General features: G+C 69.8%; 20 protein-coding genes. 7 read left to right on the top strand and 13 right to left on the bottom strand.

From position 1 onward, the window contains the following. A partial coding sequence (locus ABZY11_RS06635) for a type II toxin-antitoxin system PemK/MazF family toxin (protein WP_356478048.1) occupies positions 1 to 348 on the top strand: 348 nt, incomplete at its 5' end. Positions 349 to 492: 144 nt separating this feature from the next. Here the strand turns inward: ABZY11_RS06635 and ABZY11_RS06630 are convergent. From ABZY11_RS06630 to clpS, 7 genes are all read right to left on the bottom strand, one after another. Beyond that, on the bottom strand, positions 493 to 1,443 hold the full coding sequence (locus tag ABZY11_RS06630; protein ID WP_356478047.1) for a cysteine synthase: 951 nt from the start codon (positions 1,441 to 1,443) through the stop codon (positions 493 to 495). Continuing rightward, the gene (locus tag ABZY11_RS06625) at positions 1,443 to 1,775 is read right to left on the bottom strand and encodes a MoaD/ThiS family protein (RefSeq protein WP_356478046.1); all 333 of its coding nucleotides are present in this window, start codon (positions 1,773 to 1,775) and stop codon (positions 1,443 to 1,445) included. The genes ABZY11_RS06630 and ABZY11_RS06625 overlap by 1 nt, the downstream gene beginning before the upstream one ends. Before the next feature lie 103 nt (positions 1,776 to 1,878). Then, positions 1,879 to 2,004: a putative leader peptide gene (locus tag ABZY11_RS06620; protein WP_268250412.1), complete on the bottom strand. Its 126-nt coding sequence runs from the start codon at positions 2,002 to 2,004 to the stop codon at positions 1,879 to 1,881. Between the two features lie 147 nt (positions 2,005 to 2,151). Then, the gene (locus ABZY11_RS06615; RefSeq protein WP_356478045.1) at positions 2,152 to 2,583 is read right to left on the bottom strand and encodes a M67 family metallopeptidase; all 432 of its coding nucleotides are present in this window, start codon (positions 2,581 to 2,583) and stop codon (positions 2,152 to 2,154) included. A gap of 94 nt (positions 2,584 to 2,677) precedes the next feature. Further along, complete coding sequence (locus tag ABZY11_RS06610) at positions 2,678 to 4,117, bottom strand: amino acid permease (protein ID WP_356478044.1); 1,440 nt, start codon at positions 4,115 to 4,117, stop codon at positions 2,678 to 2,680. A 303-nt stretch (positions 4,118 to 4,420) separates the two neighbouring features. Next, positions 4,421 to 5,005: a DUF2017 domain-containing protein gene (locus ABZY11_RS06605; RefSeq protein ID WP_356478043.1), complete on the bottom strand. Its 585-nt coding sequence runs from the start codon at positions 5,003 to 5,005 to the stop codon at positions 4,421 to 4,423. 65 nt (positions 5,006 to 5,070) lie between these two features. Then, the gene (gene clpS, locus ABZY11_RS06600) at positions 5,071 to 5,385 is read right to left on the bottom strand and encodes an ATP-dependent Clp protease adapter ClpS (RefSeq protein WP_327367665.1); all 315 of its coding nucleotides are present in this window, start codon (positions 5,383 to 5,385) and stop codon (positions 5,071 to 5,073) included. A 78-nt stretch (positions 5,386 to 5,463) separates the two neighbouring features. On the opposite strand from clpS, the gene ABZY11_RS06595 reads away from it, so the two are divergent. Together ABZY11_RS06595 and ABZY11_RS06590 are read left to right on the top strand one after the other, a co-directional pair. Next, positions 5,464 to 6,792, top strand: coding sequence for a nicotinate phosphoribosyltransferase (locus ABZY11_RS06595; protein WP_356478042.1), 1,329 nt, complete (start codon positions 5,464 to 5,466; stop codon positions 6,790 to 6,792). Between the two features lie 198 nt (positions 6,793 to 6,990). Further along, complete coding sequence (locus tag ABZY11_RS06590) at positions 6,991 to 7,575, top strand: isochorismatase family protein (protein ID WP_356478041.1); 585 nt, start codon at positions 6,991 to 6,993, stop codon at positions 7,573 to 7,575. A gap of 18 nt (positions 7,576 to 7,593) precedes the next feature. Here ABZY11_RS06590 and ABZY11_RS06585 read toward each other — a convergent pair whose 3' ends face one another. Both ABZY11_RS06585 and ABZY11_RS06580 read right to left on the bottom strand, forming a co-directional pair. Beyond that, positions 7,594 to 7,929, bottom strand: a complete 336-nt coding sequence (locus tag ABZY11_RS06585; RefSeq protein WP_356478040.1) for a hypothetical protein — start codon at positions 7,927 to 7,929, stop codon at positions 7,594 to 7,596. Positions 7,930 to 8,053: 124 nt separating this feature from the next. Then, positions 8,054 to 10,453 carry an immune inhibitor A domain-containing protein gene (locus ABZY11_RS06580; RefSeq protein ID WP_356478039.1) on the bottom strand — a complete coding sequence of 800 codons (2,400 nt, stop codon included), beginning with the start codon at positions 10,451 to 10,453 and terminating at the stop codon, positions 8,054 to 8,056. A 368-nt stretch (positions 10,454 to 10,821) separates the two neighbouring features. Here ABZY11_RS06580 and ABZY11_RS06575 point away from each other — a divergent pair, with 368 nt between their 5' ends. Next, entirely contained in the window at positions 10,822 to 11,190 is a 369-nt protein-coding gene (locus ABZY11_RS06575; protein ID WP_356478038.1) for a hypothetical protein, read from the top strand. A 218-nt stretch (positions 11,191 to 11,408) separates the two neighbouring features. Here the strand turns inward: ABZY11_RS06575 and ABZY11_RS06570 are convergent, their stop codons facing one another. Both ABZY11_RS06570 and ABZY11_RS06565 read right to left on the bottom strand, forming a co-directional pair. Beyond that, positions 11,409 to 12,083: an RDD family protein gene (locus ABZY11_RS06570; RefSeq protein WP_356478037.1), complete on the bottom strand. Its 675-nt coding sequence runs from the start codon at positions 12,081 to 12,083 to the stop codon at positions 11,409 to 11,411. 112 nt (positions 12,084 to 12,195) lie between these two features. Then, on the bottom strand, positions 12,196 to 13,932 hold the full coding sequence (locus ABZY11_RS06565; RefSeq protein ID WP_356478036.1) for an RDD family protein: 1,737 nt from the start codon (positions 13,930 to 13,932) through the stop codon (positions 12,196 to 12,198). Positions 13,933 to 14,143: 211 nt separating this feature from the next. On the opposite strand from ABZY11_RS06565, the gene ABZY11_RS06560 reads away from it, so the two are divergent. Continuing rightward, on the top strand, positions 14,144 to 14,620 hold the full coding sequence (locus ABZY11_RS06560) for an SsgA family sporulation/cell division regulator (protein ID WP_356478035.1): 477 nt from the start codon (positions 14,144 to 14,146) through the stop codon (positions 14,618 to 14,620). Between the two features lie 23 nt (positions 14,621 to 14,643). On the opposite strand, the gene ABZY11_RS06555 is transcribed toward ABZY11_RS06560, so the two are convergent. Further along, positions 14,644 to 16,011: an FAD-linked oxidase C-terminal domain-containing protein gene (locus tag ABZY11_RS06555; RefSeq protein ID WP_356478034.1), complete on the bottom strand. Its 1,368-nt coding sequence runs from the start codon at positions 16,009 to 16,011 to the stop codon at positions 14,644 to 14,646. A gap of 97 nt (positions 16,012 to 16,108) precedes the next feature. Between ABZY11_RS06555 and ABZY11_RS06550 the strand changes: the two genes are divergently transcribed. Then, entirely contained in the window at positions 16,109 to 17,851 is a 1,743-nt protein-coding gene (locus ABZY11_RS06550) for a tetratricopeptide repeat protein (RefSeq protein ID WP_356478033.1), read from the top strand. A gap of 121 nt (positions 17,852 to 17,972) precedes the next feature. Here ABZY11_RS06550 and hppD read toward each other — a convergent pair whose 3' ends face one another. After that, positions 17,973 to 19,118 carry a 4-hydroxyphenylpyruvate dioxygenase gene (hppD, locus tag ABZY11_RS06545; RefSeq protein WP_356478032.1) on the bottom strand — a complete coding sequence of 382 codons (1,146 nt, stop codon included), beginning with the start codon at positions 19,116 to 19,118 and terminating at the stop codon, positions 17,973 to 17,975. Between the two features lie 133 nt (positions 19,119 to 19,251). On the opposite strand from hppD, the gene ABZY11_RS06540 reads away from it, so the two are divergent. Beyond that, positions 19,252 to 19,725 (top strand): Lrp/AsnC family transcriptional regulator, encoded by a 474-nt coding sequence (locus tag ABZY11_RS06540; RefSeq protein WP_356478031.1) that lies wholly within the window; start codon positions 19,252 to 19,254, stop codon positions 19,723 to 19,725. Positions 19,726 to 19,729 lie beyond the last annotated feature (4 nt).

Below are 19,729 nucleotides of genomic sequence, written 5' to 3'. Positions count from 1 at the left end.
CGCCCGCCGGCGGGGCCCGGACGTGGGCCGGGGCCGGAGCGCGGGCCGCGGCCGGGCGAGATCTGGTGGGCCGAGGTGCCGTACGAGGACGGGCCCGGGGCGAAGGACCGGCCGTGCCTGGTGCTGTCGGTACGGGGTGATTCGGCGCTCGTCGCGAAGATCACCAGCAAGCATCACGAGGACCGGCCCGGGGTGATCGCGCTGCCCGCGGGAACGGTGGGGGATGCCCGGGGCCGGGTGAGCTTCCTGGAGACGGACGAGTTGCGGGAGGTCGCCGTGCGGGGGTTCCGGCGACGGGTGGGCGTTGTGGACGCGGGGGTGTGGGAGCGGGTGCGGGGGCTCGGGTGAGGAGCGGAGGGGCGGGGCGGAGTGCGCTCGGGCGCGGGCGGGGGCCGCAGGACCGCGTACGGCGTCGCATCGGAACTCGGCGCGCCCCGGGCGCGGGCGGGGGTGCCGTCCGCGCCCGGGGCGCACTCGTGAATCGGGCGGGCCCTACGCCCAGAGCTGGCCGTGCAGCGTCTCGATGGCGGCTTCTGTCGTCGGGGCGGTGTAGACGCCCGTCGACAGGTACTTCCAGCCGCCGTCCGCGACGACGAAGACGATGTCGGCCGTCTCCCCCGCCTTGACGGCCTTCTTTCCCACTCCGATCGCCGCGTGGAGCGCGGCGCCGGTGGAGACGCCCGCGAAGATGCCCTCCTGCTGGAGGAGTTCGCGGGTACGGGTGACCGCGTCCGCCGAGCCGACGGAGAAGCGGGTGGTGAGGACCGAGGCGTCGTAGAGCTCGGGGACGAATCCCTCGTCGAGGTTGCGGAGCCCGTAGACCAGGTCGTCGTAGCGCGGCTCGGCGGCGACGATCTGGATGTCCGGCTTGTGTTCGCGCAGGTAGCGGCCGACTCCCATGAGCGTCCCCGTGGTGCCGAGGCCGGCCACGAAGTGGGTGACGGACGGGAGGTCGGTGAGGATCTCCGGGCCGGTGGTCGCGTAGTGGGCGCCCGCGTTGTCCGGGTTCCCGTACTGGTAGAGCATGACCCAGTCGGGGTGTTCGGCGGCCAGTTCCTTGGCGACGCGTACCGCCGTGTTGGAGCCGCCCGCCGCCGGGGAGGAGATGATCTCGGCGCCCCACATGGCGAGCAGGTCGCGTCGTTCCTGGGAGGTGTTCTCCGGCATGACGCAGACGATGCGGTAGCCCTTGAGCTTGGCCGCCATGGCGAGCGAGATGCCGGTGTTGCCGCTGGTGGGCTCCAGGATGGTGCAGCCGGGGGTCAACCGGCCGTCCTTCTCCGCCTGTTCGACCATGTGGAGCGCGGGGCGGTCCTTGATCGAGCCGGTGGGGTTGCGGTCCTCCAGCTTCGCCCAGATGCGGACGTCGTCCGAGGGTGACAGCCGCGGCAGGCGGACGAGCGGGGTGTTGCCCACCGCGGCGAGCGGGCTGTCGTACCGCATCAGTTCATGCCCGCCCGTCGCCCAGCCACCGCCCCTGCCGGACGGGGCCTCGCCCCGGCAGCTCCTCCGGCGACGGCCGGGAGGATGGTGACGCTGTCGCCGTCGCTGAGCTTGGTGGAGATGCCGTCGAGGAAGCGGACGTCCTCGTCGTTGAGGTAGACGTTCACGAAGCGGCGGAGTTCGTCGCCGTCGACGATGCGCTCGCGGATGCCCTTGTGGCGGCTCTCCAGGTCCGTGAAGAGGTCGGCGAGGGTCGCTCCGTTGCCCTCGACGGCCTTGGCGCCGTCGGTGTAGGTGCGGAGGATGGTCGGGATGCGGACCTCGATGGCCATGGCGTGGGCTCCTGTCGGAAGCGGAGAGGTGACGTGGGCGCGCGGCTCGGCCCCCGCGCGGGGGTTGGTGCGTTACGTGTGGTGTTCGGGCCGCGAGCCCGGCTCAGGCCTTGCGGCCGGCGGGCAGGCGGCTCGTACAGATCGCGCTGGAGAGCCTGCACAGGTCGACGTGCAGCCGCGCGACGAGCAGCATGCCCGGCGTCTTGTCGCTCACGTCATGGGGAACCATGCGGTCATCGTATCGATTCCCGGTCCCTGATCCCGAGTGTGATCTCACCTGGTGGATGTCGGGTGTTCGACAGGTGGACGGGACCGTGATGGGCGCGGCCCCGTCCGGCCGGTGGGCGGCCTGCCGGTGTCCGGCGGTGCGGCGGGGTCAGGCGGGTTCGTACGCCTCGACGACCTCGACGTCCTCCTCGGTGATCTCGCCGTCCACGATGCGGTACGAGCGGAACTGGAAGGGGCCCGCGTCGTCGGTGTCCGCGGTGGAGACGAGGACGTAGTGGGCGCCGGGTTCGTTGGCGTAGGTGACGTCGGTGCGGGAGGGGTAGGCCTCGGTCGCGGTGTGGGAGTGGTAGATGATCACCGGCTCCTCGTCGCGGTCGTCCATCTCGCGGTAGAGCTTGAGGAGGTCGGCCGAGTCGAACTCGTAGAAGGTGGGCGAGCGGGCGGCGTTGAGCATCGGGATGAACCGCTCGGCGCGACCGGTTCCGGCCGGGCCCGCGACCACGCCGCATGCCTCGTCGGGGTGGTCGGCGCGGGAGTGCGCGACGATCTGGTCGTAGAGCGCCTGGGTGATGGTCAGCATTTCGCCAGGATAGGCATGCGGGCCTCCTCGTACCGAAGTGTGGTACGAGGAGGCCCGCATGGTGGACACGACGGGTAAGCGGCCGGTCGGCGGCTCAGTTCTTCGCGAAGGCCCTGTTCTCGGGGTTGCGGGCCCTGAGGACCACGTAGGAGATGCCGAGGAGCGCGGCCCAGAACGGGGCGCAGTACAGCGAGATCCTGGTGTCCTTGTCGATGCCCATCATCACGACGACCACGGCGATGAAGCCCAGGGCGAAGACGCTGGTGTACGGGGCGCCGGGGGCCCGGAAGTCCGACTGCGGGAGCACTCCGCGGTCGGCGAGGCGCCGGTAGCGGATCTGGCAGATCAGGATCATGATCCAGGCCCACATGCCGGAGATGGTGGCGAACGAGACGACGTAGGTGAAGGCGTCACCGGGCCACTGGTAGTTGATCCAGACGCCGACGAGCATCAGGGCGGCGGAGAAGGTGGTGCCGATGAGCGGGGTGCCGCTCCTGGTGAGCCGGGTGAAGAACTTCGGGCCCTGTCCGTTGAGGGCGAGGTCGCGCAGCATGCGGCCGGTGGAGTACATGCCGGAGTTGCAGGAGGAGAGTGCCGCGGTCAGCACGACGAAGTTGACGATGCCGGCGCCGACACCGAGCCCCATCTTCTCGAAGGCGGCGACGAACGGCGGGATGCCGGGCTGGAACTCGGTCCACGGGACCACGGAGAGGATCATGACGAGGGCGCCGACGTAGAAGACGGCGATGCGCCACGGCACGGTGTTGATGGACTTGGGCAGGACGGTCTTCGGGTCCTTGGACTCGCCCGCGGTGACGCCGACGAGTTCGACGGCGAGGAAGGCGAACATCACGATCTGCAGGGTCATCAGGGTGCCCTTGATGCCGTGCGGGAAGAATCCGCCGTCGGACCAGAGGTGGGTGACGGATGCGGTGTCCCCGGCGTCGGAGAAGCCGAGGGTGAGAATTCCGGCGCAGATGAGGATCATGCCGACGATGGCGGTGACCTTGACCATCGAGAACCAGAATTCGAGTTCACCGAAGAGTTTCACGGAGATCAGGTTCACGCCGTACAGAATGATCGTGAAGATCAGTGCGGACACCCATTGTGGAATGTCGAACCAGAACGTCATGTACTGGGCTGCGGCGGTGACTTCGGTGATTCCGGTGACGACCCAGAACAGCCAGTAGGTCCAGCCGGTGACAAAGCCCGCGAAGGGGCCGACGAATTCGCGGGCGTACTCGGAGAAGGAGCCCGAGACCGGGCGGTACATGAGGAGTTCGCCCAGGGCCCGCATGATGAAGAAGATCACCAGGCCCGCGACGGCATAGGCCAGGATGAGGCTGGGCCCGGCCTTGGCGATCGCCTTTCCCGCACCGAGGAAGAGTCCGGTGCCGATGGCTCCGCCGATGGCGATCATCTGGATCTGGCGGGCGCCGAGGGTCCGCTGGTATCCCTCGCCCGTCGTGCCGGCATCCGCGACCTGTGCGGCCTGCCGGCCGCCCTGCCCTTTGTCGACCTGCGCCGATGTCATGTGCTGCGCCTTTCTCCACGCCGATCCGCGCCGTTGAGGCTGCGGATCAGGTCCTGATCCCCCCGGATATGGATGGAGTGCCGCCGGCGGTTGCCGGCTCGTAGCGCCCTCGGGAACAAGGGTGGCGTCCCCGAGTGGTCGTGAAGATTTATCACGGGCACTCGGGTGATCCACCGGACATCATGTGACGCATGTCACAGGAAAAAGCGGACAAGAGTTTCTGTCCGCCGCAAAAAAGGCCATTCAGGTGACGCGATCGTTATCCGGATTTGAGGGTCCATTGAGCGAACGATCGACGCGCCGCTACGGCATCAGCGTCTCCACGAGCGTCTCCTGGAGCGCGCCGAGCCAGAGGTAGGCCATGACCATCGGCTTGCGCGGGTCGCTGTCGGGGAGCCGGTAGAGCGAGCCGGCCTCGCCCTCGTCCTCGTCGGAGACCTCCAGGCGGGTGCCGATGGTGAGCCGGAGGTCATTGAGGGCGCCGAGCCAGTGGCGGCATTCGTCGCCGGTCAGTTCGAGCACGGCGGAGCCGTTCCCGGCGACCGTGAGTCCGTCCAGGGTGCGTACGACGGCGAGGGCGTCGTCGCGCTTGCGGGCGCGCAGGTCGTTCTCGGTGAAGCGGCGGAACTCGGCGGAGGCGGCACGCAGTTCGCTGTCCTCGTTGCCGTACGCCTCGGGGAAGAGGCGGGCCAGGGCGGGATCGGTGGGCGGTTCACTGGGTCCCTCGGCGAAGAGGGCGGCGAGCGGGTCCTCGCCCTCGGCGGGTTCGTCGCCGGGGCCGATCAGTTCCAGCAGTTGGACGGCGAGGGAGCGCAGGATCGCGATCTCCACCTCGTCGAGCGCGACGGCCGCGCCGCCGCCGGGGGTGGCCTCGAAGTGGCCGGCCATGGGTTTTCTCCGATGGTGGGTCGGGCGGGGCAGGGGTCGGCGGGGCGGGCGGGGACCGGACCGGTCTAGTTGCGGTCCTGTGTGAGGGTGGCCCACAGCCCGTAGCCGTGCATGGCCTGGACGTCGCGTTCCATCTCCTCGCGGCTGCCGCTGGAGACGACCGCGCGCCCCTTCTGGTGGACGTCCAGCATCAGCTTGTGCGCCTTGTCCTTGGAGTAGCCGAAGTAGGCCTGGAAGACATAGGTCACGTAGCTCATGAGATTGACCGGGTCGTTGTGGACCAGCGTCACCCAGGGGACGTCGGGCTCGGGGACGACAAGACTCTCCTCGGCCGATTCGGGACGCTCGATCTCTGTGGGGGCGACGCTCACCCACCCCATGCTGCCACTCGGGAGGGTGCATCGCACAAACGACCCGAGATCTCGTCACTCTGACGAAATAGGGGTAGCATCCGGAACATGAACTCTGCGGACCTTGGGCGACGGGTCGGTGTGCCGTCGACCGCGCTCTTCACCGACCAGTACGAGCTCACGATGGTGCAGGCCGCGCTGAAGGCCGGCACGGCCGACCGGCGCTCGGTCTTCGAGGCGTTCACGCGCCGGCTGCCCGAGGGGCGGCGCTACGGCGTCGTCGCGGGCATCGGACGGGTACTGGACGCGGTGGAGAACTTCCACTTCGACGACGAGATGCTGACCTTCCTGCGCGAACAGCAGGTCGTGGACGGGCCGACGCTCGCCTGGCTGGCCGATTACCGCTTCAGCGGTGACATCTGGGGCTACCCGGAGGGCGAGGTGTACTTCCCCGGCTCCCCGATCCTGCGGGTCGAGGGCTCCTTCGCCGAGTGCGTGCTGCTGGAGACGGTGATCCTGTCGATCCTCAACCACGACTCGGCGATCGCCGCGGCGGCGTCGAGGATGTCCGCCGCGGCCGGCGGGCGCGGCCTGATCGAGATGGGTGCACGACGCACCCATGAACTGTCGGCGGTGGCCTCGGCCCGTGCCGCGTACATCGGCGGCTTCAGCACCACCTCCGACCTGGCGGCGGGCTTCCGCTACAACATCCCGACCGTCGGGACGAGCGCCCACGCCTTCACGCTGCTCCACGACACCGAGCGCGACGCGTTCCGGGCCCAGGTCGACTCGCTCGGCCGGGGCACCACGCTGCTGGTCGACACGTACGACGTCTCCGAGGCGGTCCGTACGGCGGTCGAGGTCGCCGGGACCGAGCTGGGCGCGGTACGGATCGACTCCGGCGACCTGCTCCTGGTCGCGCACCGGGTGCGGCAGCAGCTGGACGAGCTGGGCGCCACAGAAACAAAGATCGTGGTGACCTCGGATCTGGACGAGTACGCCATCGCCTCGCTGGCCGCGGCGCCGGTCGACGCGTACGGGGTGGGCACGCAGCTGGTGACCGGCAGCGGGCAGCCCACCTGCTCGATGGTCTACAAGCTCGTCGCCCGTGCCGGGTCCGCCGACCCCGCGGAGCCGCTGCGTCCGGTCGCCAAGAAGTCGCTCGGCGCGAAGTCGTCGGTGGGCGGTCGCAAGTGGGCCGCGCGCCGGCTGGACGAGCACGGAGTGGCCGAGGCCGAAGTGATCGGCACCGGCGCCGTACCGCCGGAGCTGGCCGACCGGCAGTTGCTGGTCGAGCTGATCAGGGGCGGCGAGGTGATCGCCCGGGAGCCGTTGGACGCGGCGCGCGAGCGGCACATCGCGGCACGGGCGGGGCTGCCGATGTCGGCGGTGCAGCTGTCGCGCGGGGAGCCGGTGATTCCCACGGAGTACATGTGACAGGGCCGTGCGCCGCGGTGGGCGGGCGCGCCCGGTCACCGCGGCGTCCCCGGTCGCCGTAGCGCCCCCGGTCGCCGCAAGGGCTCCATTCCGTCCCCTCCCTATCCGGCTCCGGAGTCTCTAGGCTCGAAATACACCCGCGTGACAGGCTCGAAATACCCCCGACCGCCGACCGTCCCCCACCGAAGGACACCCGCCATGCACCGCGCCTTGATCGTCGTCGACGTTCAGAACGACTTCTGCGAGGGCGGCAGCCTCGCCGTGGCGGGGGGCGCCGATGTCGCCGCCGCCGTCACCGACCTGATCGGCGAGGCCCAGGCCGGGTACCGCCATGTGGTGGCCACCCGCGACCACCACATCGACCCGGGCAACCACTTCTCCGCCGAGCCGGACTTCGAGCACTCCTGGCCGGCGCACTGTGTGGCCGGCACCGAGGGCGTCGGCTTCCACCCGAATTTCGCCCCCGCGGTCGCCTCGGGAGCGATCGACGCGGTGTTCGACAAGGGCGCCTACGCGGCGGCGTACAGCGGCTTCGAGGGCCTCGACGAGAACGGTGTGGGGCTGGCCGACTGGCTGCGGGAGCACCGGATCACCGAGGTGGACGTCGTCGGCATCGCGACCGACCACTGCGTGCGGGCGACGGCGCTGGACGCGGTCCGGGCGGGCTTCACCACGCACGTGCTGCTCGACCTGACCGCGGGGGTCGCCGAGACGACCACGGAGCGGGCGCTGGAGGAGCTCCGCAGGGCGGGCGTGAAGCTGTCCGGCAAGCCGGTGGTGTAGCGGGGCGGGCCCCGCGCCTCAGGCCGGCCGTCGGACGGGTACCGCCGGGCGGAGCAGAGCCCGGATCGGGTGCCAGAGCTCCTGTGCCTGTTCCGGTCTCGCGCGCCAGAGCAGCCCGTCGGGGTGGTGCAGCACGGCGGTGATCTCGTCGGGTGTGGGCGGCTCGGCGTTGCCGCGGAGGTAGACCGCGCGCAGGCCCACATTGCGCAGCCGGGTCAGGGCGCGGGCCCGGTTGGCCGCGTGCACCAGGAACCGGACCGGGTTGCCGGAACCGGCTCCGTCCATCGGACTGGGCAGGGTGATCGCCACCACCACAGTGCCGTTCGGCAACTTGCAGAATCCTCCGCCTGCCATGCTCCGCGCTCCCCCGTGAGACGTCGTGTCAATAAGCATCTGAACAAGACGCACCTAAACACGATCGGCCGCCGCCCGCTAGAGGGCGACGGCCGATCATGCTCTGACCTGCGGTTATACGGACCTACTTGTTCGAGGGACCGACCTTGACGGTGATCGTCGAGCCGCTGCGGGGCTCCTTGACGATCTGGATCCGGGTGTTCGTGTCAGGAACCTGAACACTTCCGGTCGGGTTCTCCTTGTACCAGTACGTGCCCTTGCGGTCGTCAAAGACCGGGACACCGTGCTGCGACTTGACCCGGACCGGTGCGTCCGCGTTGTGCAGCGTGAAGGCGTCGGTCGCGTACCAGCTGAACGGCGCGTCGAACGGCTGGATCTTGTTGCGCATGATCGTGCCGTCGGCCCACTCCAGGGGCTTGGCGTGCGCGTCGACCGGCAGGATCAGGCCCCGGCCCGGGTGGTTCGAGACGTTGTTGTCCTTCTGGGACTTGTCCCAGAGCCAGACGAGCAGACCGTTCTGGTACGGGTAGTGCTCGACCCAGTCCGGACGGGTCTTGGAGAAGCCGAAGTTGTACGGGCCGACCTCAAGGGTCTTGTCGTAGCTGACGTACTGGCGGTTCTCCGCGATGTAGTACTGCGGGTAGTTCTTGGTGAACGACTCGCCGACGCGGGAGAAGCCCTTGGCGGTCCAGCCGTTGTCGTCGCCCTCGGCGTTGTCCGAGAAGAGCACGGCACCGTCGGCGTTGACCGCGATGGTGTCGGCCGCGAAGCCGAGGCCGCCCGCGCCGCCGTCGGTGGCGTAGCGGAAGCGGATGTCGATCTTCTTGCCCGCGTAGGCGTCCAGCGAGTAGGAGAGCTTCTGGTACTTGCCGGAGACGTCGGTCAGGGCCGGCTTGTCACTGGCGTCGCGCGGGATCGCCTTGCCGTCGGCCGTGCCGTCGATCGCGGTCCAGCTGGTGCCACCGTTCTCCGACACCTCGGTGTAGAGGTAGTCGTAGTCCTTCTCGATGTCCCACCAGCCCGAAAGGTCCAGGGATGCCTTGGACTTGCCGGTCAGGTCGACCGAACGGGACAGCGTGTTGCTGAGGTTGTCGCCCATGTCGCTCCACCACTGCTTGGAGCCCTCCGCGGGCTTCGTGACATCGGTGGTGACGGGCTTCTCGGGCAGCGTGACGACGAGCGCCTGCTTGTTCTTGGTGTTGTACTCGGAGACGCCCAGCTTGTGGGTGGACTTCGTCGCGGCCTTGGCCTCGGCGTAGTCGAGCCAGCCCAGCTGGAGCTTGTCCCAGGCGGTCATGTCGCCGGGCAGGTCACCGATCGAGTCCTTGCCGGTACCGAGCCAGGAACCGGCCGACATCAGGGACCAGAAACCGACCGAGTTCTCGGCGGTGTTGGTGGTGTCGTACAGGTCCGGCAGGCCCAGGTCGTGGCCGTACTCGTGGGCGAAGACACCCAGGCCGCCGTTCTCGGGCTGCGCGGTGTAGTCGCCGACCCAGATGCCGGTGTCACCGATCTCGGTGCCGCCCGCCTTGTTGTCGGCCGGGCCGGTCGCGCCGGCGTTGGTGCCGTAGGCGTACCAGCGGTGGGCCCAGATGGCGTTCTTGCCCTCGGCGCCGCCACCCGCGGACTCGTCCTCACCGGCGTGGACGATCTGGAAGTGGTCGATGTAGCCGTCGGGCTCGTTGAAGTTGCCGTCGCTGTCGTAGTCGTAACGGTCCCACTGGTCGTACTTGGCGAGATCCGTCTTGATCTGCTCGGGCGTACGGCCCTTGGCCTTCTGGTCGGCGGCCCAGGCGTTCACGCCGTCCCGGATCATGTCCCAGGCGTTGGCGCAGTTGGTCGCGCCGCAGTAGTTGGAACCGTAACGGGCCTCGTTGTACGGCACCTTGACCCAGTCGGAGACCTCGCCGTCGACCGAGTAGCGCCCGGAGGACGTCTTCTCGTAGTACGTCTTCAGCGAGTCCTTGCCGGCGCCCTCACCGAAGTAGAGGTCCTGGAAGTGCGCCTGGTTGTAATCGGCCTGCCAGGCGGTGCTGTTGTCCTTCTTGGGGTCCGGCTTGGCTATCTTGTTGTGCAGCGGGCCGGGCGTGCCCCCGTACTTCGGGACGGCCGGCTTCGGGCCGTCGCCGTCCGGGTCGAACATGGTGGTGTTGTCGACCTTGTCGCCGAACTCCACCAGGATCGTGAAGATCTTGTCGGTCTTCTCGCGGCCGAGCTCGACGTACTTCTTGTCGTCGAGCTTGACGACCTTGGAGCCGTCGCGCTGCGAGACCTTCTTGTCGCCCGCTATGACCTGCTCCAGGGCGGCCTGACGCTGAGCGTCCCGCTGCTTGCTGAACGGGCCCTGGAGGTCGTGCTCGTTGCCCTTGGCCGACCCCGGGTCGCGGCGGTCGACGGTGGTGCTCTTGGCTCCCGATGTCTTGTCATCTGCCTGAGCCGTGGCGAAAGCTGACGCCGTGGCGGCAGTGGCGGCCATGGCCACGACAACCGCTGCAGCGCGAAGCGCCCGTCTGTTTGTGGTCACTTGATGTAGTCCTCCCCGGCACTCGCCGCTGCGGCCAGGGGTGATGTGGGGCCGCGCGCGAATACGCGTCACAAGTGACGACATTCGACCGGAGTTACGCGAGAAAAGACAGATCTTGACTTGAACAGGCCAAGTGCACTATGCAGGAGATCGTTTCCGTTATCCGAACGTTCATCAAACGGGTAACCGGCGCGTCATGGACCACGGTTGAAGCGGGGAATGACTCCGTGCGCCCCCTGTGCACCGGAACCGTGGGTTAGGCCACGCTTACCAGTGGCCCCTCTCGGGCATCCACCGTCGTAGAGTCGATTGACAGTGCGACCGTGTTGAGAGACTGCCCATCCGATGCCCCGAGGACGGATACCGCCATGCCGCGTCCCACTGCCGCACAGCTCTCCTACGGTTCGGTCACCGTCATCTTCTCGACCCTCGCCATGCTGCTGCTTTCCCGTACGGGTTCGGGCGTCGGTATCGCCGTCATCGGAACCGCGGCGCTCGCACTCGGCCTGCTGGTGGCCGTGACCGTACCCCACCCGTCACGCGCGAAAACCGCGCAGCCGGCGAGGGCCCGTTCCGCGGTCCGCGTGAACCAGGACGCGGTCTCCGCGGCCGTCGAGGCCGAGGGCCTCGCCCGTGACGGCGTCCGGGCCGCCCCGGTCCCCGCGCCCCGCGAGGCCGTACAGCGTGCCGCGACGCCCGCGGACGAGCGCGTGGGCCAGCACTCCCTTCGGCACTGACCCGACGTACGCGACAGCTCGGCGTACGGCGGTTCAGGACCCGGCCCGGTCCGTCGTCCGGGCCGGGCGGTACGGCTACGGCTACGGCAGGGAAGGGGCCGATGTGCCGGGGCCGTTCTCGTACGGAGTGGCGAACAGATCCCCCCAGGCGCCGGCGCCTGCCACGGCCTTGACCCGCCGGTCGTTCGCAGAACCGGGCCGTCGCCTACGGGACGCTCTCAGTTGGTCTGGACGACCACCGTCTTCGCCGCCTTGTCCTGCAGGCCCTGCCGGTACGGCTTGTCCGTGAACATGAGCACGATGTTGATCAGCCACCACAGGCACGGGCAGCACAGCAGCGCCGGCAGCCACAGCACCACGGCCCGCAGGAACGACGCACCGGTGTCCGGCACCCGGCCGTCGTTGAGCATCGCGACACGCAGCTTCAGCAGCCGCTTGCCGATGGTCCGCCCGTCCTTGTGCGTGAAGTACGTGTCGTAGGCGACGTACGCGACCAGACCGATCAGCGACCACACCAGCTGGTGCCCGCTGTACGTCTGGCTGAAGACATCGCTGACGCCGTTGCCGTTGCCGTTGTTGTCCGACACCTCGACGGCGCCGCCCCACGGCAGCGAGATCAGATAGAGCGGGATCGAGATGATCAGGAAGTCGATCAGCCGGGCCAGGATGCGCTTGCCCGGCTCCCCCAGCGGCGGCATGCCGGCCAGCGGATCCACACCGCCGTACGGTCCACCGCCGCCGTAGGGTCCCGGATCGTACGGCGGCGGAGGCGGGGGCGGGGGCGGCGGAGCGCCGTCGTTCGGCGAACCCGATGACGGCGGCGGCTCGTGCGGCTTCTTGAGGAACGGGTCGTCCTCGGGCGGCTGACCGGACGTCGGCTGATCGTTGCTCATGGGGGCAGTGCACCCCGGCCCGGAGGTGCCCGCAACGGCTCAGGTGCGTTCGGGGGAACGGGCCGGCCCCGACCGTCCCTCACCCGATGGGACGTCAGCCGAAGGGGTGCGGTCAGTCGGCCACGAAGGTGTGGGCCGCCTTGTCGTGCCAGCACTGGCGCCACGGCCGGTCGAACAGGCACCACAGCACATTGACCACCCCGATCACGAGGACACCCAGCACGCCGTAGACCAACCACCGGCGCAGCGCGGCGCCGAAGGACGGGGCGTCGTGGGACTCGATGTCCCGCACTTCGAGTCCGCAGAGCTTCTTGCCGAGCGTACGTCCCCACTTGGCCGTGGGCAGCGCCTCCAGCAGGACACCGAGCACGAGGAAGGCACCGAGCACCGCGCCGAACAGACCGGCCGTGGTGGAGTCCACCAGCCAGACGGTGACCGTCTCGCCGGACAGCTTCGCCGCGCTGATCTTCTCGTCGATGTGGTCCAGTGCCTGCGAGACGAGCGGGAAGCCGATCGCGCCGACGAGCGCCAGCAGCACGACGCTGTCGATCAACCGGGCGGCGAACCGCTTGCCGAGCCCGGCGGGCCTGGCCGCCGCCTGGGCCTGTGCGAGCTGCTGGAAGGGGTCGTCGACCGGGGGCTTCCAGGGGACGACGGGCTGGTCCGGCTGGGCCCCCTGCACACCGGACTGCGGGCGGGGCTGCTGGAACTGGGCCTGAGGATGGGGCCGGGGCTGGGGCTGGTGCTGCTGGACCGGAAGTTGGGGCTGGGACTGGGGTTGAGGCTGGAGCGGGGGCTGCGGCTGGGGCCGGGCCGACTGGGCAGGCTGGGCGAGTTGGGCAGGCTGAGAGGGCTGGGCGGGCTGGGCGGGCTGATTGGCCTGCTGCGCCCAGGGGGCGGGATTCTGTGCCGGGGCGGCGGGCTGTGCGCCCGTGCCGGGGGCGATCGCGCGGATCGCCATCGTCCCCTCCGCGGTCGCCGGTTCCGTCGTCCGCCGGGCGGGCGGGCGGCCGCCCTGGCCCACGGCCCGGATCGTGACCGTCCCGTCGGCGGGCGGGCGCCCCGCGTCGTCCGCGCCGGCATCCGTTCCGCCATCGCTGCCCGTACCGCTGCCGCCGGGACGGCCCTGGCGGCCGACCCGGATCGCGACGGTGTGCTCGGGGGCCTGGCCACCGGCATCACGCGCGCCCGGCAGCGCACCGCCCGCCGGGTCCGGCGCGGGGGAAGAGGACGAAGGAGAGGGAGAGGGTGAGGCGGCGGGCTGTCGCGGGTCCGCGGGGGCACGGTCGACGGGGGTACGGACCGCCGGGGCGCGGTCGTCCGGCACCTGGCCGGCCGGGGCGCGGTTCGCGGGCGTACGCGGATCGTGGCCGGACTCCGAACCGGCCCCGGACTCCGGCCCGGACGGCCGGGCCGGATCGCCCGGCAGGCCCTGTCCGCTCTTTCCGTCCTGTTCGCCGGGCTGCCCGGTGCCGCCCCAGGAGACCCGTCGGTCGCGTTCCCCGCCGAATCCGGTCTGCCGGGAGGCGTCGGCCTGCCAGGCGGTGGCCGGTTCGGGGCGGTTGCCCGCGTAGGGCTCCTCATCCAGGAAGACCGGACCGGTCTCGTCCACCGGCGCCGGGACCGACGGCTGCGGCTGCGGCTGCGGCTGCGGCTCGGCGGCCGGTTCGGAGGGTGCCGCTCCGGAAGGCGCCGCAGGCATCGACTCGCCCTGCTGAGGGGCGGGACGGCTCGTGCCTGGCACCCACGAGGCCCCGTTCCAGTACCGGACATATCCGGGAATGGACGGGTCGGGGTAGTACCCCTCGCGGGGGCTTTCGTCACCGGGTGCCGGGGTTGGGGCGCTCATCACCGTGGTCCCGTATCTCTTCGAGGCCTGAATACAACGGGTCCACATCTACCAGACGCCCGCGTACCCCTGGGCCACTCCAGGGGTTTGGGCCACTTTCCCGTCGCCCAGAAATTTTTTCGGAAGTCGCGTAATAGATGGCGGGGAGGGCGCTCTCTCCCTGTGCGGACCGGTCATGAGGCCGGCCCACAGGCACCGGAAGGACGCACTCATGCACACCGTCGTGGAACGCGAGCTGGAACTCAAGCTGGTCCTGTCGCCCGAGCGCAGCATCCCTGTCCCCGCCCGTCTGACGTACCGCACGGAGGACCCGTACGCCGTGCACGTGGCCTTTCACATCGGCTCCGACTACCCGGTCCACTGGACGTTCGCCCGCGATCTGCTGGTCGAAGGGGTGTTCCGGCCGTGCGGTCACGGGGATGTCCGGATCTGGCCGACCAAGGTCGACCGGCGCAACGTCATCTTCGTCGCGCTGAGCTCGCCCGACGGAAACGCGCTCCTGGAGGTGCCGTCCGCCGCGGTGGCCGCCTGGGTGGAGCGGACGCTGCGGGTGGTCCCGCCCGGCACGGAGGCCGAGCGGCTCGGGATCGACGAGGGCCTCGCCGAACTGCTCGCGCCGCTGCCGGCCGACGACCTGTGGCTGCGCGACCCGTGGCCGTCGGACGAGTCGCAGGACGGCGAGGCGTGAGCGGGCGCGGTTCCGCCCGGCCGTCAGAACACCTTGCCGGGGTTGAGCAGCCCCAGCGGGTCGAACGCCTGCTTGATGCCCCGGTGCAGTTCGACGCTCACTTCGCCCAGCTCGCGCGCGAGCCACTCCTTCTTCAGGACGCCGACGCCGTGCTCGCCGGTGATCGTGCCGCCGAGCTCCAGGCCGAGCGCCATGATCTCGTCGAACGACTCACGGGCCCGCCGGGACTCGTCGGCGTCGGTGTGGTCGAAGCAGACGACGGGGTGGGTGTTGCCGTCGCCCGCGTGCACGCAGACGCCGATGGTGAGGTCGTACTTCTCGGCGACGGCCGCGGTGCCCTCCAGCATGGCGCCGAGCTTCGAGCGGGGTACGCAGACGTCGTCGATCATCGTGGCCGACTTGACGGTCTCCAGCGCCGTGAGCGACATCCGCCGGGCCTGGAGCAGCATTTCGGACTCGGCGGCGTCCTCCGCGGGGACCACGTCGGTGGCGCCCGCGGCGGTGCACAGCTCGGCGACGGCGGCCAGATCGGCCGACGGGTCCGGGGTGTCGAAGGCGGCGAGCAGCAGCGCCTCCGTGGTGTCGGGGAGGCCCATGTTGGCCATCTTGTTGACGGCCTGGACCGTAGTACGGTCCATCAGTTCGAGGAGTGACGGAGTGTGACCACGCTCCATGATCCGGCAGATCGCGTCGCAGGCGGTCGCCGCGCTCGGGAACTCGGCGGCCAGGACCAGCTGCTCCGGCGGCTGGGGCTTCAGCGCGAGCACGGCCTTGACGACGATGCCGAGGCTGCCCTCCGAGCCGACGAAGAGCCGGGTGAGGTCGTAGCCGGCGACGCCCTTCGCGGTGCGGCGGCCGGTGCTGAGCAGGCGCCCGTCGGCGAGGACGACCTCCAGGCCGAGTACGTATTCGGCGGTGACGCCGTACTTCACGCAGCACAGGCCGCCGGACGCGGTGCCGATGTTGCCGCCGATGGTGCACATCTCCCAGCTGGAGGGGTCCGGCGGGTAATAGAGACCGTGCTCGTTGACCGCCCGGGACAGCACCGCGTTGATGACGCCGGGCTCGACCACGGCGATCCGGTCGACCGGGCTGATCTCCAGGATCCGGTCCATCTTCACCAGGGACAGCACGATGCAGCCGTCGGAGGCGTTGGCCGCGCCCGACAGGCCGGTACGGGCTCCCTGCGGGACGACCGGGACGCGCAGGGCCGTGGCCGTGCGCATCACGTGCTGGACCTGCTCGACCGTGCGCGGGAGCACGACGACCGCGGGCGAGCCCGCTTCGCAGAAGCTCGCCATGTCGTGGGCGTACGAGGCGGTGACGTCGGGATCCGTGATCAGGGCCTCGGCGGGCAGACCCGCACGCAGTTGTTCGAGAAGACCGTTCATGATCCAAGCGTGACACCCGGGCCCATTGGTGTGAACCCGTCTGCGGCGGCCTTCGCAAGACATAGTGGGCTCTTAGTGCTGACGCAGAGTGATCGGCATGGATGTCATGCCGCAGCAGCCTCCGCAGCCCCCCGATCCGAGCCGCCCACCCCATAAGACTTCCGATAATTCCAGCCCCTCCGACCCCTCCAGCCCCTCTGATCCCCCTGGTCCCTCCAGCCCTTCCCGCGCCTCCTGTCCCTCCGGCGCCTCCGCACTCTCCGCGCTCTGTGACCCTGCGTCACTGGCCGAGCCCCCGCCCGTCTCGCTGCGTACGACGCTGCGCAGGGCTGCCGTGGGCGTGGTGGCGGGTGCGGTGCTGGTGACGGGTGCGGTGGTGGCCGTTCCGGACGACGGGAAGAAGGCCTCGCCGCCGCCCGCGCCCGGCTCGGTCTCGCGTGCGCTGACGGCGACGGCCGACGGCTCACCGGCCTCGCTCTCCGATCTGACGGCGCTGATCGGGGACCGGCAGCAGTGGGTGGGCACGCATCCGTCCGACGCTCGGTCCTGGGCGGTGCTCGGTACGGCCTACGTGGAGTGGGGGCGGCGTTCTGCGGACGCGGCGTACTACGGCCGGGCCGAGCAGGCGCTGAAGCGCTCGCTGGATGTCGAGCCGGGCGAGAACGGGAACACGGCGGCCTGGGTGGGACTCGCGGCGCTCGCCGATGCCCGGCACGACTTCGTCACGGCGAAGAAGTGGGGCGAGACGGTACAGAAGCGGCAGCCGACGCAGTGGGCCGTGTATCCGGCGCTGATCGACGCGTACAGCGGTCTCGGGGACTACAAGTCGGTGAACAGGGCGGTGGAGAAATTCACGGCGCTGCGTGCGGGGGTCCCGGCGCTCATGCAGAAGGCACGGATGTACCTGGACCGCGGCTGGCGCGAGGACGCGCTGGCCAACGCGCAGGACGCGGCGGACCGGGCGACCACACCCGCGCAGAAGGCGGAATGCCTGTACCTGCTGGGCGAACTGGCCTGGGAGCGGGGCGAGCCGGAGGGGGCGGTCGCGCAGTACGGCGCGGCGCTGCGGACCGACCGCGCACACCATCCCTCGCTCGCGGGCCGGGCCAGGGCGCTGGCTGCGCTCGGCCGCACGGACGAGGCGCAGCGCGACTACCGGGCGGCGCTGGAGCATCTTCCCCGGCCCGAATACCTGCTGGAACTGGGCGAGTTGTACGAGTCGCTGGGGCGGGGCGGGGAGGCCGCAAAGCAGTACGCACGGCTCCGCGAGGCACTCGCCCATGACGACGGCCAGGGCGTGGACAACGCGCTCCTGCGCGGCCGTTTCGAGGCCGACCACGGGAATCCGGCGAAGGCGGTCGAGCTGCTGAACGCCGAGTGGGCGCGGCAGCACCGCAGCACGGCGGTGGCGGACGCGCTGGGCTGGGCCCTGCACCGCTCCGGCGACCCGGCCACCGCCCTGAAGTACGCGGCCCGCGCGGTCGACACGGGCGGGCAGAACGCCTCGTACGCGTACCACCTGGGCGTGATCCAGAAGGCGTTGCGGGACTACGGTCCGGCGCGCCGCAATCTGGAGGAGGCCCTGCGCACCAACCCCCGGTTCTCGCCCCTGGCCGGGCCTGCCGCCCAGCAGGCCCTGGACCGTCTGCCCTCTCCCCCGGCGGGCGGCCCCCAGGACATGCAGCCGGACCCGGAGCCCGAGCCGGTGCCCCCGGCCGAAACAGCCCCTCAGGCACCTCAGACACCTCAGGCCCCGCAAGCCCCACAGGCCTCACAGGCCTCACAGGCCTCACAGGCCTCACAGGCACCTCGGGCCCCAAAGACCTCAAGCAGCCGCTGACGGGCCCCGGAGCCGGTCACGCCCATCGCCGGACGGCCGATGTTTTTGGCCGTCCGGCGACTGTTCGCCATCGCACTCCGAGGAACCAAAGGGCTCGGAGTGCTCAGAGGGCTCCGAGGACTCAGAGGTTGCCGCGCTTCTCCTGCTCGCGCTCGATCGCCTCGAACAGGGCCTTGAAGTTGCCCTTGCCGAAGCCCATCGAGCCATGGCGTTCGATCATCTCGAAGAAGACGGTCGGGCGGTCCTGGACCGGCTTGGTGAAGATCTGCAGCAGGTAGCCGTCCTCGTCGCGGTCGACGAGGATCTTCAGCTCGCGCAGGGTCTCCACGGGCACGCGGGTCTCGCCCGCCCACTCGCCGAGGGTGTCGTAGTACGAGTCGGGCGTGTCCAGGAACTGGACGCCCGCCGCCCGCATCGCCCGGACCGAGGCGACGATGTCGTTCGTGGCGAGCGCGATGTGCTGGACACCGGCGCCGCCGTAGAACTCCAGGTACTCGTCGATCTGGGACTTCTTCTTGGCGACGGCCGGTTCGTTGATCGGGAACTTGACCTTCAGGGTGCCGTCGGCGACGACCTTCGACATGAGCGCGGAGTACTCGGTGGCGATGTCGTCGCCCACGAACTCCTTCATGTTGGTGAATCCCATGACCTTGTTGTAGAAGCCGACCCACTCGTTCATCCGGCCGAGTTCCACATTGCCGACGCAGTGGTCGATGGCCTGGAAGGTGCGCTTGGCGGGCGGCTCGACGATCGGCGCGGCCTGGACGAAGCCGGGCAGGTACGGGCCGTCGTAGCCGGAACGCTCGACGAGGGTGTGGCGGGTCTTGCCGTACGTGGCGATCGCGGCGAGCACCACGGTGCCGTGCTCGTCCTTGACCTCGTACGGCTCGTCGAGGCCGTGGGCGCCGTGCTCGACCGCGTACGCATAGGCCGCGCGGGCGTCCGGGACCTCGATGGCCAGGTCGACGACGCCGTCGCCGTGCTCGGCCACATGGTCGGCGAGGAAGCGGCCGTGGTCGGTGGCGGCCTTGATGACGGAGGTGAAGACGAAACGGGCCGATCCGTTGGTCAGTACGTAACTCGCCGTCTCGCGGCTGCCGTTCTCCGGTCCGGAGTAGGCGACCAGCTTCATGCCGAACGCCGTCGAGTAGTAGTGCGCGGCCTGCTTGGCGTTGCCGACGGCGAAGACGACCGCGTCCATTCCCTTGACCGGGAAGGGGTCGGCCTGCCGGGCTGTTTCGGGGGTGGTGTGCAGAGTCTCAGTCATGTCCGAAGGCTCTCGCCGCTTCGCAAGGTGCGCAATAGTTCATGGATTTGCTGGGCAATCTGTACAGCGGATGGGGATGATGAACGGGCTATCTGTACATGATGACCATCACGTCGACCTTCCGGAGAAGACCATGGCGATCGATCATCTGGACGGGCGGCTCATCGTGCTGCTGGCCCGCGAGCCCCGCATCGGTGTACTGGAAGCATCGCGCAGGCTCGGCGTGGCCCGCGGGACGGTGCAGGCCCGCCTCGACCGGCTTCAGTCGAATGGAGTCATCCGCGGATTCGGCCCGGCGGTCGATCCGGCGGCGCTCGGCTACCCCGTCACCGCCTTCGCCACGCTGGAGATCAAGCAGGGCCAAGGAGCCGATGTACGGGCTCACTTGACCGGCGTACCGGAAGTGCTGGAGCTGCACACCACCACCGGGCACGGCGACATGCTCTGCCGACTCGTCGCACGTTCCAACGCCGATCTTCAGCGGGTGATCGACCGGGTTGTCGGTTTTGATGGCATCGTCCGGGCCTCCACGGCCATCGTCATGGAGAACCCGGTTCCGCTGCGGATCATCCCGCTCGTCGAGCAGGCCGCGGAGGACAACGACTGAGCCG

Source organism: Streptomyces sp. NPDC006510 (assembly GCF_040611955.1).
In the GTDB taxonomy this organism is placed as follows: domain Bacteria; phylum Actinomycetota; class Actinomycetes; order Streptomycetales; family Streptomycetaceae; genus Streptomyces.
This window is presented reverse-complemented; position numbering and strand designations above follow the sequence as displayed.